The organism is Microbacterium galbinum, assembly GCF_023101185.1.
Lineage (GTDB): Bacteria > Actinomycetota > Actinomycetes > Actinomycetales > Microbacteriaceae > Microbacterium > Microbacterium galbinum.
The window spans coordinates 1,386,700-1,403,042 of the sequence record NZ_CP078077.1 but is presented as its reverse complement, the minus strand read 5'-3'; the positions used below and the strand labels follow the sequence as shown (position 1 = coordinate 1,403,042).

General features: G+C 70.0%; 12 protein-coding genes. 3 read left to right on the top strand and 9 right to left on the bottom strand.

Going from position 1 to position 16,343, the window contains the following annotated elements; translation table 11 throughout:
- The first annotated feature begins 35 nt into the window (after nt 1-35).
- Together KV396_RS06945 and KV396_RS06940 are read left to right on the top strand one after the other, a co-directional pair.
- Complete coding sequence (locus KV396_RS06945) at nt 36-398, top strand: winged helix-turn-helix transcriptional regulator (protein ID WP_247633354.1); 363 nt, start codon at nt 36-38, stop codon at nt 396-398.
- 104 nt (nt 399-502) lie between these two features.
- Nucleotides 503-1,687, top strand: a complete 1,185-nt coding sequence (locus tag KV396_RS06940; protein ID WP_247957314.1) for an alcohol dehydrogenase catalytic domain-containing protein — start codon at nt 503-505, stop codon at nt 1,685-1,687.
- Between the two features lie 48 nt (nt 1,688-1,735).
- On the opposite strand, the gene KV396_RS06935 is transcribed toward KV396_RS06940, so the two are convergent.
- The 8 genes from KV396_RS06935 to KV396_RS06900 all read right to left on the bottom strand — a co-directional run bounded on the left by KV396_RS06935 (nt 1,736) and on the right by KV396_RS06900 (nt 14,029).
- Nucleotides 1,736-1,990, bottom strand: coding sequence for a hypothetical protein (locus tag KV396_RS06935; protein ID WP_247633356.1), 255 nt, complete (start codon nt 1,988-1,990; stop codon nt 1,736-1,738).
- Nucleotides 1,987-2,223, bottom strand: coding sequence for a hypothetical protein (locus KV396_RS06930; RefSeq protein WP_247633357.1), 237 nt, complete (start codon nt 2,221-2,223; stop codon nt 1,987-1,989). The genes KV396_RS06935 and KV396_RS06930 overlap by 4 nt, the downstream gene beginning before the upstream one ends.
- Before the next feature lie 104 nt (nt 2,224-2,327).
- Entirely contained in the window at nt 2,328-3,704 is a 1,377-nt protein-coding gene (locus tag KV396_RS06925) for a sigma-70 family RNA polymerase sigma factor (protein WP_247957313.1), read from the bottom strand.
- Nucleotides 3,705-3,810: 106 nt separating this feature from the next.
- Nucleotides 3,811-5,823, bottom strand: coding sequence for an RCC1 domain-containing protein (locus KV396_RS06920; protein WP_247957312.1), 2,013 nt, complete (start codon nt 5,821-5,823; stop codon nt 3,811-3,813).
- Nucleotides 5,824-6,116: 293 nt separating this feature from the next.
- Complete coding sequence (locus tag KV396_RS06915; protein ID WP_247957311.1) at nt 6,117-9,656, bottom strand: DUF11 domain-containing protein; 3,540 nt, start codon at nt 9,654-9,656, stop codon at nt 6,117-6,119.
- A gap of 108 nt (nt 9,657-9,764) precedes the next feature.
- Entirely contained in the window at nt 9,765-11,306 is a 1,542-nt protein-coding gene (locus tag KV396_RS06910) for a response regulator transcription factor (RefSeq protein ID WP_247957310.1), read from the bottom strand.
- Between the two features lie 32 nt (nt 11,307-11,338).
- The gene (locus KV396_RS06905; protein WP_247957309.1) at nt 11,339-12,112 is read right to left on the bottom strand and encodes an RNA polymerase sigma factor; all 774 of its coding nucleotides are present in this window, start codon (nt 12,110-12,112) and stop codon (nt 11,339-11,341) included.
- A 360-nt stretch (nt 12,113-12,472) separates the two neighbouring features.
- Nucleotides 12,473-14,029: a LuxR C-terminal-related transcriptional regulator gene (locus KV396_RS06900; protein WP_247957308.1), complete on the bottom strand. Its 1,557-nt coding sequence runs from the start codon at nt 14,027-14,029 to the stop codon at nt 12,473-12,475.
- A 110-nt stretch (nt 14,030-14,139) separates the two neighbouring features.
- Between KV396_RS06900 and KV396_RS06895 the strand changes: the two genes are divergently transcribed.
- Entirely contained in the window at nt 14,140-14,721 is a 582-nt protein-coding gene (locus KV396_RS06895) for a hypothetical protein (protein ID WP_247957307.1), read from the top strand.
- Here the strand turns inward: KV396_RS06895 and KV396_RS06890 are convergent.
- The gene (locus KV396_RS06890; RefSeq protein WP_247633362.1) at nt 14,700-16,277 is read right to left on the bottom strand and encodes a LuxR family transcriptional regulator; all 1,578 of its coding nucleotides are present in this window, start codon (nt 16,275-16,277) and stop codon (nt 14,700-14,702) included. The genes KV396_RS06895 and KV396_RS06890 overlap by 22 nt on opposite strands.
- Between the last annotated feature and the right edge of the window lie 66 nt (nt 16,278-16,343).

Below are 16,343 nucleotides of genomic sequence, written 5' to 3'. Positions count from 1 at the left end.
AAGGGTCTCTAGTATCTTTCGGTTACCATTGCGGGATGACCACGCTCGACACCTGCGCGCTCGGCACCCCGCATGACGTCTACGACGCCCAGTGCCCGTGCCGCGGCGTTCTGGACCTGCTCGCCGACAAGTGGAGCGCGCTCGCGATCGGAGCCCTCGAAGACGGCGCACTGCGGTTCGGCGAACTCAAGAAGCGGCTCATGGGCATCAGCCCGAAGGTCCTCACCGCCACGCTCCGCCGCCTCGAGGACCGGGGCCTGCTCACGCGCGAGGTCTTCGCCGAGGTGCCGGTGCGGGTCGAGTACTCACTGACCGAGCTCGGCATCGATGCCGCTCGCCCTCTGCGCGGACTCCGCGACTGGGTCGAGTCGAACATCGAACGCTTTCCCGCGGTCTGAGGCCGCGCACCCTCGAAGCACCCTCGCCGGGGCCTGTCAACCGGGTATGCCGGCGCCGTCGACGGCGACGACGGTGGGACGACACCCACGGATCGGAGCACACGATGAAGGCACTCACCTGGCAGGGCACCCGCAACGTGACGGTCGAGGAGGTGCCCGACCCCGTCATCCAGGAACCGACGGATGCCGTCATCCGCATCACGTCCTCGGCGATCTGCGGGTCCGACCTCCACCTGTACGAGCTGCTCGGACCGTTCATCGACCGCGGCGACGTGCTCGGCCACGAGCCGATGGGGGTCGTCGTCGAGGTCGGCGCGGGCGTGACGAAACTCAAGGTCGGCGACCGGGTGGTCATCCCGTTCAACATCTCCTGCGGCGAGTGCTTCATGTGCACGCACGGGTTCCAGTCGCAGTGCGAGACCACGCAGGTGCGCGAGTACGGCAGCGGGGCGGCGCTCTTCGGCTACACCAAGCTCTACGGCCAGATTCCGGGCGGACAGGCGGAGTACCTGCGGGTGCCCCTGGCCGATTACAACCACATCCCGATCGGCGCCGACCTCCCCGACGAGCGATACCTCTTCCTCAGCGACATCCTCCCCACCGCATGGCAGGGCGTGGAGTACGCCGAAGTGCCCGAGGGCGGCACGCTCGCGGTGATGGGGCTCGGCCCCGTCGGTCAGTTCGTCGCTCGCATCGGTCGGCACCGCGGCTACCGGGTGCTCGCCGTCGATCCCGTTCCGGAACGCCGGGCAATGGCCGAGCGTCACGGCATCGACACCTTCGATCTCACCGACACGATCGTCGAAGAGCTGCGCGACCTCACCGAGGGCCGCGGCGCGGACGGAGTGGTGGATGCCGTCGGTCTCGAGGCGCACGGCAACGCCGGAGTGGAGTTCGTGCAGAAGGCGGTGGGGCTGCTCCCCGACGCCGCCGCGCGCCAATTGCTCGACAAGGCAGGCATCGATCGCCTCGCCGCCGTGTACGCATCGATCGACGCGGTGCGTCGCGGGGGAACGGTCTCGCTCAGCGGTGTCTACGCGGGAGACGCCGACATCATGCCCATGAAGACGCTGTTCGACAAGCAGATCAGCCTGCGCATGGGGCAGTGCAACGTCAAGCGCTGGATCGACGACATCATGCCGCTGGTGGAGGACGCCGCCGATCCGCTCGGGGTGATGGACCTGACGACCCATCACGCTCCGCTCGAGGATGCGCCCGGGCTGTACCGCACGTTCCAGAAGAAGGAGGACGGCTGCATCAAGGTCGTACTGCACCCGTCGGCGGCCTGAGGCCGTGCCCGCCCGGCCGGCCGCCGGCCCGCGAGGTCACGGGCGGCGTCACGGGCGGCGGTTGCCGACCCCCGGCTCGTCGTTGTGCGCGGAGTCGTAGGAGTCGGCGTCGGCGGATGCCGCGGCATCCGTGTCGTCGTCGACCCCCACTGCACCGGCCGCGCCGGAATCGGCACCGCCGCCACCCGCGGGCACGTCGTCCACCCCGACGCCGTCGCGCTGTCGTTGCTCCAGCAGCTCCGCGATGCGCTCCTCGGCCTCGGCTCCGGTCGGCATGTCTGCGCTCGAGTCCGACCCGCTCATGAGGTGCCGTCGGAAAGGTCGGCGGCCGAGACGTCCGACGGCGAGCTCGCGAGTCCGAGGTCGGGATCGGTGTTGACGCCGCCGCCGATCGCGTCCTGACCGGCGATGCGCTCCTCCGCAGACACCTCGTCGTCGGATTCGGCGTGCTCCTCCGCGATCAGGTCCTCCTCCTCGGGGCGGATCGCCGATTCCTCGGCGCCGAAGGAGTTGATGAGACCCTCGGGATTCGACATGTCGTGCTCCTCTCGTCATCGGTCGTGAGGATTCCAGCGTGCCCGCGACGGGCCGGGAACGGATGCCCGTTGACAGGCATCCGTTCGGCACGTAGACGTCGCGCTCAGTCGATCGACGCGCGGACGGTCTGCGAATCGGGACCGATCTGGCCCCAGGCGCTGCCGGTGAGGGTCTGGTCGCCGATGACGGCCGAGACCTCGAGGCGGTAGTCGCCGACCTGTTCGGCCCGGTCGTCGCTGAGCACGAACAGGCCGTCCGGCTGCCCCTCGACCGTGCAGACGAGCGCGGCATCCGTCGGCCGGCATTCCCACCCGGTCGGGGCCGCGACCACCGCGAGCCCCTCGGGCAGGGTGAGAGAGACGGTCGACGACTCCTCGCGCCCGGTGAGCGAGACGGCGAGAGTCGCCGTGCCCTGCCCGGTGATGTCGGAGGTGACGACGAGTTCGGAGACGATCGGCGCCGGGGCGGCGATCTGCTCGATCACGGGCGGCACGACGGCCACGCCCAGGATGCCGAGACCCGTGACGATCGCGAGCACCGGCCAGATGTTCCCCACTACCTGCCAGACGGATGCCGCGGCCCCACCCCTCACGCTCGGCGCGCTCGATCCGACCGACGACGATCCGGCCGACGGTTCGGCGTCGCGCGTGGGCTCCTCGGACGCCTCGGCACTGGTGGGGCCCAGCACGATGTTGCCGATCAGCAGCACGGCGGCGACGCCGAGCAGCGAGGCCGTGGTGCCGAAACGACCCCACGCGGCGCGGCAACGGGGGCAGTCGCGGATGTGCTCCATACCGGCCGAGTCCGCGGCCTCGTCGACGTCTTCGGTGACCACCGGGGGGAGTCTCGTGGCCGCGTGACGGCACTCGGCGGGCGGATCGTCCTCTTCGAGGATCACCCGGAGCATGGCGCGGCGCAGTCCCTTGCGGGCGCGCAGGCTGAGGGCGTAGATCGACGACGCCGGCCGCCCGAGCTCTTCTTCCAGCTCGGCGGGTTTGCGTCCGTCGATGATCGTGGCGCGCAGCACCTGCTGCTGATCGTCGGGGAGCAGCAGCAGCGCTGTGCGCACGCGACGGTACTCGGCGTCGAGCTCGATGTGCCGCGTGTCCTGCATCACCGTCGGCAGGTTGTCTTCGGTATCGACGAGCGGCAGCACGCGAGAGCGCGGCGAGCGGAACTCGTCGATCATGCGGTTGCGCATGGAGCGGATCACGTACGCCCCCGCCTTCTCCTTCGGTCCGGTGCCGCTCTTCCACAGCGAGAGCAGGCCGACGAGGGCATCGGCGAGCAGGTCGTCGGGGTCGATGCCGCTGGTGGCGAGTCGGCGAGCGGTGGTGAGAAGCATCCGCTGGTTGCGGAGCAGGAACATGCCGGCGGCCGCGCGATCGCCCGCGTTGGCGGCCGCGCTGAGCCGGTCGTCCTCCGCGTATTCGCGCAGGATCGCCGGATCGATCGTGCGCTGTCGTGCCCGTACTGCCATCTGACGACCTCCCCGATCATCATTGTCCTGCACTCCCGCACGCCCGGGACCAACGCGAATCGGCGGCACCGGTCATCCGGTGCCGCCGATTCGACGCGTGCGGTCGTCAGACCAACCGCCTCCCGCGCAGGAGCAATCCGGCCGCGCCGACGAGGAGCAGGCCCCCGCCGATCGCGATCGGAGCCCACGGCGCTCCGCCGCCGGTGAGCGCGAGGGTCGCGTCCGCCGAGGCGCTGCCGTTCGAGCTCGAACCCTCGCCGGGTGCGCTGCTGCCGCCGCCCGCCGGGTTCTCGGTACCGGGCTCATCGGTGCCGGGGTTCTCGGTGCCCGGGTTCTCGGTGCCGGGATCGTCCGTTCCGGGGTTCTCCGTTCCGGGGTTCTCGGTTCCCGGGTCGCCGGTCGAGGCGCGCAGGCTGACGGTCGCCTGCTCGGTGATCGCCTGGCCCAGGCAGTTGGTGAACACGGCGCGGTAGTACGTCGTGTCGGTGGGGTTCACCGAGATCGAGGTCGAGGTCTCCCCCACGATGTCCTCAAACGGGCCTCCCGCCGTGAGCGCCTGCTGCCACTGCACGGTCGGTGCGTCGTCGCCGTCGGCCGCGGCCGTCAGCGTCGCCGACTGACCGGCCACCACGACCGAGGGCGTGGGGCTCTCGGTGATCGTCGGGGCGGAGCCGAAGACATAGCCGTCATCGAAGACCACGGATGCCGCGACGCCGAACTGCGTGTACGAGACGGCCACGTCGGACGGTCCGCAGTACGCGGGCGTCGTGACGCTCCAGGCGCCGTCGCTCTGCACGAGGTCGGTGCCGGGGATGCCGTCGAAGGTCACGCCGGTGACGGTGACCTCGGTGCGCACGAGCCCGGGGGCCCGACGGTTCTGGTTGGTTCCGTCGCCGAGCATGCCGATGCTGTTGATACCCCACGAGTACGTCTTGCCGTCGGAGCCGGTGGCGAGCGCGTGCTGCGAGCCGGCGTCGATCGAGGTGAACGTCACTCCTGCGGGCAGCTGCGCGAGACCCGGAACGTAACGGCCGGTCGTGGTGCCGGTGCCGAGCGTGCCGTTGCCGTTGGCGCCCCACGAGTAGAGCTGACCACTGCCGTCGAGAGCCAGGGAGTACGACGAACCCGCGCTGATCTGCGCGATCGTCACCCCCGCGGGGATCGCGCTGATCGCGGGGGTGAGCACGGGGTCGCCCGAGGTGTCGCCGTTGCCGATGGGTCCGCCGAGGTTCGAGCCCCAGGCGTAGACCTCGCCGGTGGAGGCGAGTGCCAGCGCGTGGCTGTTGCCCGCCGAGATCTGCGTGAACGTCACGCCCGCGGGTGTCTGCACGAGAGCGGGGGTCGCCCGGTCGTTCTGCGTGCCGTCGCCGAGCGTGCCGCCGTAGTTCATCCCCCAGGCGTAGATCGATCCGTCACTCGCGAGGGCCAGCGAGTACGTGCTCCCCGCGTCGACGGTTGTGAAGGTCACGCCCGCCGGGGTGGGGAGCTGCACCGGAGCGGTCCGCTGGGTGGTGGTGCCGTCGCCGACGCGCCCCTGCCCGTTGTAGCCCCAGCCGTAGAGAAGGCCGTCGGAGCCGACGGCGAGCGAGTGGTACGAGCCCGCATCGACATCGGTGAAGGTGATGCCCGCGGGCATCTGCACCGCGACGGGCGCGATACGGCTCTGGATGTCTCCGTCGCCGAGCTGCCCGTAGAAGCCCTGCCCCCACGAGTAGGCCTGGCCGCTCGGGTCGAGGGCGATCGCGAAGCCCTCACCGCCCGCGACCTCGGTGAAGGTCACTCCGGCGGGCGCCGCCACCCGCACGGGGGTGGGGCGGTTCGTGGTGGTGCCGTCGCCGAGCTGTCCCAGCGAGTTGAGGCCCCAGGCGTAGGCGTTGCCGTCGTCGCCGAGCGCGTACGACGGTCCGAGGTCGGCCGAGACGTCCGTGAACCGCACACCGATCACGGTGTCGCTCACGGTCGCGCCCCCGATCGTCGGGCCGGCGTCGGGCATCGGTGCGGCCGAGGCCGCCAGCGGTGACAGAGCCACCACCGCTGCGGCGCCGAGGACCGTGGCGATCCCCAGTCCGCGAGTCGGGCGTCTGCGCGTCGAGCGCGCGTCTTTCGTGTACTCCCCCATCGGTTTCCTCATCTCCGGGCGCACGACGGCGCCCCTCCCCTCGGTCGGCAGGGTGGCCGACCAGGTCGGCCTGGGTAGCCGACGCATAAGTGACAACGGATGAGCGCAGAGAATCTGACGCACCGTCGTCACGGAGGCTACTGGGGTTCCGGAGATGTATGCAACTGAATACTTCTTTACCGCTGAACGTGTATTCAGTGGAACTCATGTGCGGCCGTTCCGCACACGACGGAGCGCCCGGGCATCCGCTCTCTCGAGGGATGCCCGGGCGCTCTCAGGGCGTCAGCCGCCGGCTACTCGGCCGTGCGACGTCGACGGATCACGAAGAACGCACCCGCGGCGATCAGACCCAGTGCGAGCACCAGGAACCCGACCGCGAGCCCGCCACCGGTGATGGCGAGGCCCGGCACCGGCGGAGCCGGAGTCTGGGTGGGCGGTACGACCGGAGTGATCGACGCGGCCGCATCGTCGGCCACGACCACCGGCTCGCCATCGATGTCGACGGATGCCGTCGCAACGTTCGTCAGCCCCTCGGTCAGCTCGTGCTCGACCACGAACACCCGCGTCTCACCGACGGCGAGGGTCTCGATCGTGGTCTCCTCGAACGAAGTCGCCAGCGGGTCGGACACCACGACGTTCGTCAGCGGCGTCTCGCCGGTGTTGGTGACGGCGATGCTCCAGTAGATGATCGTGCCGGCCGGCGCCGTGACCGTCTCCGACCAGGGGCCGTCCTCGTTCAGCGACACCTGCTTCACGATCTCGAGTCCCACCGCTCCACCGGTGTACCACGACGAGTCCGCCGCATCGACGGGGGCCGCATCCGGGATCGGCGTGCCCTCCTCATCCGACGGCACTCCCGTCGCGGTCGCGGTGTTCTCGTAGAGCCCCTCGATCGCGGTGCCGCTCGCCGTGAACGTCACCGATTCACCGGGAGCCAGCGCGCCGTCGAATCCGTCGGGCGCGAACACCTCGACGGCCTCACCGTCAGACCCGATCGCGCCGCCGATGTCGGCGACGGTCACATCGGTCAGCACCGTGTTACCGGTGTTGGTGACGACATAGCTCCACTGCACGTTCGATCCCTGGGGAACGACCGGTGCGGCATCCGAGCTCGGAACGTCGATCCCGTTCGTCGTCTTCACGATGCCGATGCCGGGTGCCGACGAGATCGTCACCACTGCCGGGTTCGACTGGAACGCCACCGCGTTGCCGCTGTAGATCGCCGTCGCCGAGATCTCGTTGTCGGCCGACTGCGCCGCCATCGTCTCGCCCTCGACCGAGGTCGGGACGATGAGCGTGAAGTTCGCGCCCGTCGCCATCGTCGGCACCAGCACGCGGAACGCCGCGGCCCCGGTCGGGTCGGTGGTCCACGTTCCCGTGGTCGCCGAGGCCGCGTCGGTCGAGTACTCCACCGTCGCACCCGTCGGGATGCCGGTGACCGGGCCCGCGAGCGTGACCGAGAAGTCGTCGCCGTCTGCGACGTTCGGCAGGCGGTCGAAGTAGACCGCGTCCGACACCGTGCCCGGCAGCACGTTGCTCACGAAGATGCGCCAGAACGCGTCCTCGTTCACCTCGCTGCTAATCGCGTACGGTCCATCGACGGATGCCGACGACAGCTTGTCGATCAACACGCCACCGGCGGTGTTGATCGTGGTCAACGTCTGCGCGTAGGCGATGACGCCGCGCACGGGGTCGAAGTCGTTCAGATCGGTGTTGAAGAACGGGTTGTAACCGATCATCGGCACCGTCGCCGCTCCCGTACCGCCGTCGGCGACGCTGAGGAAGCGCGGGTCGTTCGTATGCACCCACGACTGCGGGGCGATGGTGGTCGCGGTCGGGTCGTACGCCTCGGCGAGAACGGTGACCGGGATGTCGTACATCCAGCCGGTGTTCTCGACGCCGCGGTGGTTCGCCACCCCGGGCGCACGCATCGGCGGCACCTCGTCGAACGTGAACTCGACGACCTGCTGCTCGCAGCCGTCAGCGTTCGTGATGCGCTTCGACGCATCGACCGTCACACCCGAGCCGATCGCCGGAGCAGGAGTCGGGATACCGAGCGTGGGCGGGTTCACGGGAGAGATCTGCTGGGTCGAGTCGTACAGCACACCGCAGGGCAGCAGAACCGACATCACCGAGTCCTGGTAGACCTCGCTGGGGTTCTGGTTGACGATGCCCGCGCGATAGGTTCCGGTCCCGCCGACGCTCATCGACGAGGGGCCGTCGATCCGCGTGGTCAGGTAGACGGAGTCAGCGGGCGTGAAGGAGTAGTCGTCCTCGGCGGTCATGGAGCTGTCGCCGTTGCGCACGCTGAGCGTGTTGTCCACCGGTCCGACTGGCGCTCCTGCAGGTGCGGGAGCTTCGATGATGCCCTCGGAGATCGACCGGAACACCGGCTGCCCCGCCATGGTCACCTGCACCTCACTCGCCAGCGGAACCGTCTCCGCGCCGGGCGCGACGACGATGCGCCATCCGCTCAGCGTCTCGCCGGCCGCGAGTCCCAGCGAGACGCCCGCATCCCACCCCTCGGAACCCACGACATGGGCGACGAACCTCGCCGACGCGCCCGTGCCGCTCGCCGGCGTCACGCTGCGCCAGGTCGGCGATCCGTTGACCTGGTACTCCAGGGTGTACGGAAGGTCGGCCGCGGCGAGCACGCCGTTGAAGGCGACATCGAGGTTGAGGACGTTGTAGTGCTCGAACCACGCGGCATTCGGGCTGCCCGCCGCGCCCGAGTCCTCCAGGACGAGGGCGTCGAGGTTCGGCGTTCCCACCGGGCCGATGTAGGCGCCCTTCATCACGACCGCGAGCGACAGGTACCCTGCGGAACTCCCGCCGAAGAGGAACTCCTTCGACGCGGCGACGCCGGGTGCATTGCCGTCGGTGAAGGGAACCGACTGCACCGATGCGGGCGACCCGTCGTGCCAGACGCCGTTCGCGTCCTGGGTGCGAAGATCGACCGTGTTCGTGGGCGGACGCACCAGCCCCGGGAACGACTCCTCGGGGTACCGAACCGTGATCGAGATCGCATTGCCTGACATGTCGATCGATCCGAAGGCGTAGAAGACGGTGTCGTTCGACCATTTGACGGTCGGGAACGCCGACACGTCCCACGAACCGATTCCGGCGTTCGAACTCACGAACTCGACCCCGGCGGGGAAGGTGTCGATCAGTTCCTGCGCGTGCGAGGCGAAGGTCCCGGGGATCGGGCCTCCGACACCGATGTTGAACTTGTAGGTCACGGTGCGGTTGTCGCTACCCGTGAGCGTCTCGAAACCCTTCGCCGCGTCGTAATCGTTCGAGCCGGTCAGCACCGTCTCGACCGGGTCAGACGTCACGGCGCCCGAAGGCCCACCGGTACCGGTGATCGAGGTCGCGAAGACCTCACCCTCGTAGCGGTCGTTGTAGGGCTGCTGGCGCACCGTGTACGCCACGCTGAGCGGGTCGGTGTCGGTGTCGTTCAGAGTGATCGTGAGAGCGCGCGTGCCCGCATCGAACGAGCAGCTCGCGATGGGCGACGATCCGCCGATCGGGCAGGACTCGAAGGCGAGTCCCTCCGGAATGGTCGTCGTCAGCACGACGCCGCTGTGCGTCGTCGCCGGTCCCTCGAAGTCGAGGGTCGCCGTGTAGTTGAACGACTGGCCCACAGGTACCGACTCCGGCGCCTGCAGATCGATCGTGAAGTCTCCGTCAGCCGCGCTCGCGGGCGCGACCGCTCCCAGAACGAGCCCCGAGCTCGCCAGGATGCCCACGGCACCGAGACCGATGGCGCGACGTAGTCGCCGCCCCCATGTCCGTGCGACCGCGCCCCCGCGCGGTCTTCTCTCGTTACTCATTCCGATTCCTCCCCATCCAGATGATGTGTCGTCCGGCGCGGAGCGCCAGCGATCCTTAACTAGACGAGCGACCGCTCGGAACATCACCGGGACGGGTCGAATGCCGTGTCACACGGAGTCTGGATCGGGGAGGGGAGTCGTTCCGAGCAGCCCCAGACGGGTCGCGGCGGCGACGGCATCCGCTCGCGACCCGACGCCGAGCTTGCGGTACAGCGACGAGAGCTGGGTCTTGACCGTATTGCGCGACACCTTGAGGTCGACGGCCATCTCGGCGAGCGTCGCCGACGTCGACGCGGCGACCAGCACACGTCGTTCGCGCTGCGTGAGCGGATGCCGCAGCAACGACTGACTCGTCGTCAACCCCGACGACTCGGGCAGCGGGATCGCGTCGGGGTCGCGCACGAGCGCGCGCAGCGCCTCGAGCACGTACCCCGGCACCCCCGTGAACAGGCGCGCCCCACGCTGCGCCGCGTAGGCGGTGGCCATCGCGGCCGTCGCCGGGCTCAGCGAGGCCTCGTCGAGCACGTCGACCCAGGCGAGCAGCAGCCGCGACTCGAGCTGCACGTGCGGCGTGGCATCGGGGTCGGAGACGATCACCGTGCTCAGGCGGCGAGCGCGTTCCCGATCCCCCGAGCGGATGGCCACGCGCATGCGCGCGAGACGGGTGAGGATGCCGGTCTCGTCGTTGTCGCTCACACGGGAGGCGGCGAGGGGCTGATCCATCGCGAGGAACGCGTCGACCCGCAGCGCCGTCACGGCGTCGGAGGCGAGGGATCGCGCGGGGATGAGCTGAGTCGACTGCGCGACCGTGACGAACTCGAGCGCTTCGAGGGGGGACTCGCGGGCGAGGGCGTCCCGCGCGAGAGCGAGCAGCTTGAACGGCCAGAGTTCGTCGGCGGACTCCAGAAGCGTAAGGGGCGCGAGCGCCGACGCGGCGTCGTCCTGCTGCTCGACGGCGATGAGTGCCCGTGCTGCGCGCTCCGTGCTCGCCGAGAAGCGCTGGAAGACGGTGGGGGCGCGCACCGGGAGTTCCTGGGCCAGCGCGAGGGCCTGCCGAGCGCTGGCGATCGATCCGCGCACGATGTGCGCGAGCGCGGACTTGCCGAGAGCGTCACGTTCGCTGTCGTGCAGCGTGGCGGTCGCCGCCATCCGCCGGGCCTGTCCGAATCGGCGGACGGCCGTCGCCGTGCGTCCGTTCAGCAGCTCGGTGAACCCGCTCTGCGCCATGAAGAATGCCGCCGGCCCGTCGGCGACGAGGCCCTCGGCCTCCGCCGCACGACTCCAGTCGGCGAGGCGGGAAGCCGATCGGTTCGCCGCGGAGTAGTCGCCGGCGAGCCGTGCGGCGAGGAGCTGCACGAAGTGGATGCCACCGGCCTCCTTCGCCGCGACCCGGCGATGATCGAAGAGCAGCACCTCGCGGGCGCGCTGCGACCCGGTCACCATCGCGAGTTGACCGAGGGCTTCGAGGGGGAAGTGCCGGGCGCGCACGGTGACCGGAAGGGCTCGGAACGCCCGCTCGAAGGCGTCGTAGTGGGCGTTGAGCAGCGGCCACACGTGCAGGGTGAGCACGGCGGCGACGGCATCCTCATCCCCCGAACGGAGGGCATCGGCGAGCGCGTCGCCGGCGTCGGCGCTGACGTACGAGGACACGCGTCAGCCGATCATCCGGTCGGCCGGAGCGCTCACGCGGCGACCGTCACGGACTGCGCCCCGGGCAGCGCCGCGTAGGCCTGCAGGCCCGCCCGGCATCCGGGGCACTCGTGCGCTGCGGCTACGGCGGGATGACCGGCATTCCACGTGTGCTTCGCACCGATCAGCAGAGCGATCCCCTCCTGGTCGGTCCCGCACCCCGCCCCGGGGCACGCCCGCCTCAGGCACTCGGCCACCAGCTCGGTTCGCAGCGCGGCCTTCGCGCGGTAGACCGCCGAGCTCACCCTCCCCGACGAACGCCCGAGCTCGCGAGCGACCTCCTGCGGCTTGCGCCCGTTGACCAGCACCTCGGTGAGGAGCATCCGCTGTTCGTCCGACAACCGCGCGAACGCCACCCCGACGATCTCGTTGTCGATCGCCGCATGGATGCGATCGGTCTCGTCGTGATGCGCGAACTCGTGCACATTCGCGTCGTCGAGCGCGACGTTGCGCGACCGCGGCGCGCGCATCTCATCGCGCAGACGATTACGCATCGTCTGGGCGATGTAGGCGTGGGCGTTCTCGACCGGGCCGCGACCCTGCGACCATTTCTCCCAGGTCGAGAGCAGCGCGACCGCGAGCAGCTCCTCGGCCTCCATCGCTCGCCCCGCGATCGCACGCGAGAGGTTCAGCAGGGTGGGCATGCTCCGAGTAAACAGCACATCGGCCGCCCCGCGCTCGCCCCCATTCGTCGCACGGGCGAGGTCGTTCTCATCCCATGCCGCAGCATCCGTCGCGAAGCGCGTCGGTCCATCCACATCGATCATTTCTCCCCTTGCAGCGGACGGCAGTCGTCCGCTCCCCTTATGAGAAGAGAACAAGAAGAGGGGTGCTCTGAAACGGCGAGCCCCGAAAAATCACCCACGAGATCACCCACCCCCTCACCCTCTGTGGAGAGGGGTGAGGAAAGCCGGCGTTAGGGGGAAGAACGTGAGAAGGAGAGGCGCTGGGGAACGCCCCTCCTTCTTCGCGACGCTGCGGGGTCATGTGGGAGGAAGGCTCCGCAGCCGCGGGCGAGCCCGCTCCATCGAGGCCTGGGGAGGTCCTCATCTTCTAGACGAGCGACGGGCCAGAATCTCACCTGCTCCGCGTGGGTACCTGAGTCTGTCGAAGGGCCCCACCCCGAGTCAGTACCCCGCCCGGCGCAAGGCGTCTTCGCGCCCGGTCGCGCCCAGCTTGCGGTAGAGGTTTCGCAGGTGGCTCTTCGCGGTGTTCGCCGAGATGAACAGTGCTCCCGCGAGGTCACGCACCGACGCGTGCGTGCGCATCAGCTCCAGCATCTGGCGCTCCCGCCGGGTGAGCGCGATCGCACCCTCGGGTGGCGCGGCGGCGTCGTCGTCGTCGGCGGCAGCCTCTGCGACCGCAGCTTCGGCCGACGGCATCCGCTCGTCGATCGCGGCGCGCACCTCGGGCATCGCCTCGTGCACCGCGTCATGGGCACCGGTGGACGCGATGCGGTCGGCGGCCAGGCGCACGACCTCGACCACGCTCGGCCGCTCCAGCAGATGTGCGGCGTTGGCGCGGATCACGAGCCAGCGCGCCGGCACCACTGCGGGAGTGCGGCGACGGGCGGATGCTCTGTCGAGCAGGGAGAGGGCGTCACCCGCTCGCTTCCGGTGCATCAGCAGGCGCGCCTGGGCCGTGACGGCCGAGGCGTGCGCGTCGACGATCTCGACGTGTTCGAGCACGTCCCCCGCACGATCGAGGTCACCCCGGTGCTGGAGGATGTCGGAGAGGTCGGCCCGCAGCAGCATCCCGGGAAGCGACGCGGGCGCGGTCGCGGAGGGATAGGCCGCGAGTGCACGCTCAATGAGCCGCGCGCTCCGCGTTCCGTCGCCCCAGTACAGGTCGATGCGCGCACGCACGTGCGCATCTACCCACCACAGGTCGCCGTCGTCGATCCTGTCGGCGTGCTCGGCCAGCGAGGCCTCCGCCTCGGCGCGGTCGAGGCGGGCGACTGCGATGAGCGTGCGGCTGAGCGCCGCCGCCTTCTGCAGGTGGAACGCCATCGTGCGTGGATCTTCGGAGGCGTCCTCCACGCTGCGGGCGAGCCACTCCTCGGCGTGCGCGAAGTCTCCGGCGAGCGCGTGCGCGAGCGCGCAGTGCCCGGCCAGATACGGGGCGATCGGATGCGGGAGGGTGCTGCGCGACCAACGCCACCCCTCGGAGAACGCCTCGACCGCGCGCTCCAGCTCGCCGCCGGCCACGAACGTCAGGCCCATGCGCATGAGCACGCTGCCCAGCACGTCGTCGAATCCGTCGTGATCGCGCGTCGTGCGGATCAGCTCCTGCACCTCGGCGACGGCGCCGAGCGCCTCCTCGATGCGTCCGAACGCGAGGAGGCGGCGGATCTCGGCCGTCTTCACGCCGAGCACGTCGCGGGCCATCGGATGCTCCTGCGATGCGACCCAGTCGGCGAAGATCCGCTCGATGCGGTGCTCGGTGAGCGCCGACGACCGCCAGGCCTTGCGGGTCAGTTCCCGCGCCATCAGGTACCGCGGATGCTCCTGCAGCCACTCGCGAGGAGCCCGTTCCCACACCTCGAAGACCGCTTCCGGTGCAGCGAACGACAGGGCGAAGAAGTAGTCGTCGAGCAGGATCGCGATGTCGTCCCACTGCTCGTGATCGAGGAAGGAGCGCAGGTCGCCGAGGAGCGCGTCGCGCCCACTCCGAGACCACTCCACGAACCTCACCTCCCTGATGCGAGAGCCCCTCCGGCATCTCGCATGGCATCGGTTCGCCTTCTAATATATTGCGACGTGGCGACCCGAGATACCCCGATACGGTGAGGGTGATGGCTTCCCCGACTCATCGTCGCCCGACGACTCGCGTGCTCTTGATCTGCGGAGCGCTGGCCGCGGTGCACCTGTTGATCCACCTCGCGACCGCCCCCCTGCTCACCGCGCTCGCCCCGCTCGCCCCGCCGCTGTACGCACTGGTGGCCGGAGTGCACAGCCTCCTGCCGTTCCTGGCCCGGCGGCTGACCGATGTGCCGGGCACGGCCGTGCTCACCAGTGCGATCGCCGCCGTCTTCATCGCGGTCGCGAACACCGCGGGAGTGATCGTGATCTTCCCGCTGGTGCTGGCCGGAGCGGTCATCGATCTCGTCGTCTGGCGCACGCGAGGCACGGGCGCGCGGGTACGCCGACGGTATCTCCTGGCGGCGGTGTGCGCCGGGACGGCTCTCTTCGGGGTCTCCGTCGTCGTGTTCTCGCCCGAGCACCTCTCCCCGGCGATCCTGCTGGGATCATTCCTCGGGCGCATCGTCGGCGAGTTGCTGGCGTCGGAGCTCTCCGGCGCCCTCGCCTCCGCCCTGCATCGCGCCGGCGTCGGACGAAACCGTACGGAGGCACCTCACAACAGCCCCAGCTCGTAGGCCCGCCCGATCACCTCATCGCGAGTCGTCGACTCGAGACGGCGGTAGAGCGCCCGTGCGTGCGACTTCACGGTGTTGGTCGACAGGTGCGATTCGAGCGCGATCTCACGCACGGTGAGGCCCCGCTCGAGCCCGAGGAGCACGTGCTGCTGCTGGGGCGTCAGGCGCACCCGATCCGTCGGATCCGGAAGCACTTGGCGTGCGCCGTGATCCGGTGGCAGGAGCGCATCGAGCGGCCCTCGCACATCGGCCGGCACGCTCAGCGCAGCGAACAGCAACCCGCGCTCGCCGATCGCCGCTCTGAGATCCGAGTAGCTCTCGGCCGCACTCATCCCCCCGGGACGGCGATCGGTGGCGACGGCGTGCACCGTCAGGGCCTTCACCCGCGCGCGGATCGTCTGCCTCTCCCCCAGCGTCGCCGCCGCACGACGCGCCGCCCCGACGACGTCTCCCTCGACGAGGGCGAGCTGCGCGCGCGCCACACGGTTCACGAGGTGGTCGTCCTGAGCGTCGATGACGAGGCGCGCCTGACGCGTCTGCCCCAGGGAGAGCAGGAGATCGACCTCTCCCTGGGCCAACAGGGGTCCCATCGTCGTGCCTTCGCCCAGCCACTCCGCGTACCTGACGCGATCCGAGCGCAGTGAATCCAGCGCGCTGAGCCGGTCCCCCCACGCCAGCGCGTAGCGCAGCCGAGCGTAAGAGACGGTCGGCCCCCAGCTCTGCTCGGCGTTGACGGGCTGATCGAGCAAGCGCACGGCGGCCTGGGCCTCGGACGACCGGAGACCCTCGATCGCGACGAGGCTCCGCGCGACATCCGCGGTGAGCGCGATCCGGGAGCGATACCAGCCGTCGGCGGTCGGTGCATCGTCGTGACGCTCCAGCCAGGAGCGCGCCTGCTCGATGTCGCCCTCCAGCGCATGGAAGAGGGCCGACTTCCCGGCGGCATCCCTTTCGACGTAGGCGACGCGGGACTGATGAGCGCGTTCGTAGGCATCGCGCAGCCCGACGGTGGCGCCGGGGAGGTCGTCGGCGAGTCCGCGCGTGATCCCCGCCTGCAGCAGCGCCGCCGGCAGACGATCGTGCACGAGTGCGGGCTGATGCACCGCGGCGATGCGCCCGAACATCTCCACCAGCCGGGCGAGCTGGATCGCGCGTGACATCCTGCCTCGCACGCGGAGCGCGATCATGCGCGACGAGGCGACGCTGAGCAGGCTGAGCGCTCGCTCCGAACGCGCGAGGGACTCCAGCTTCGCGGTGTCGTCGGCGTCGGGGAGAGTGGCAGCGCCCAGCATCCGGTCGACGGCGTCCGCCGAGGAGTGCAGGCGGATGTCGCGCACGGCCGCGGCGCGGGCATCCTGCTCGAACGCACCGAGCGGCACGGCCTTCAGGGCCAGGTCGAGGAGCTCCCGATGCTCGTCCAGGAGCAGAGACCAGTGTGTGCCGAGCAGTTGCACGGCCGACGACCAGTCCTCCTCATCGAGCGCGCGGCGCAGGCCGTGCTCGACCTGGTCGGGGGACGGTCGGAGGCGCACGTCACCCAGGGGATCACTGCTCATGGGGGGAGGGAATCGCTCTCTTTTCTCCTATGCAATATACCGAGCGGCGACCGACCTTCGGGTCGT

Coding starts and splice junctions, on each gene's coding strand:
- KV396_RS06905 (WP_247957309.1), bottom strand. CDS start 12,112: ATGATCGATGTGGATGGACCGACGCGCTTCGCGACGGATGCTGCGGCA.
- KV396_RS06935 (WP_247633356.1), bottom strand. CDS start 1,990: ATGAGCGGGTCGGACTCGAGCGCAGACATGCCGACCGGAGCCGAGGCC.
- KV396_RS06945 (WP_247633354.1), top strand. CDS start 36: ATGACCACGCTCGACACCTGCGCGCTCGGCACCCCGCATGACGTCTAC.
- KV396_RS06915 (WP_247957311.1), bottom strand. CDS start 9,656: ATGAGTAACGAGAGAAGACCGCGCGGGGGCGCGGTCGCACGGACATGG.
- KV396_RS06890 (WP_247633362.1), bottom strand. CDS start 16,277: ATGAGCAGTGATCCCCTGGGTGACGTGCGCCTCCGACCGTCCCCCGAC.
- KV396_RS06925 (WP_247957313.1), bottom strand. CDS start 3,704: ATGGCAGTACGGGCACGACAGCGCACGATCGATCCGGCGATCCTGCGC.
- KV396_RS06920 (WP_247957312.1), bottom strand. CDS start 5,823: ATGGGGGAGTACACGAAAGACGCGCGCTCGACGCGCAGACGCCCGACT.
- KV396_RS06940 (WP_247957314.1), top strand. CDS start 503: ATGAAGGCACTCACCTGGCAGGGCACCCGCAACGTGACGGTCGAGGAG.
- KV396_RS06930 (WP_247633357.1), bottom strand. CDS start 2,223: ATGTCGAATCCCGAGGGTCTCATCAACTCCTTCGGCGCCGAGGAATCG.
- KV396_RS06895 (WP_247957307.1), top strand. CDS start 14,140: ATGGCTTCCCCGACTCATCGTCGCCCGACGACTCGCGTGCTCTTGATC.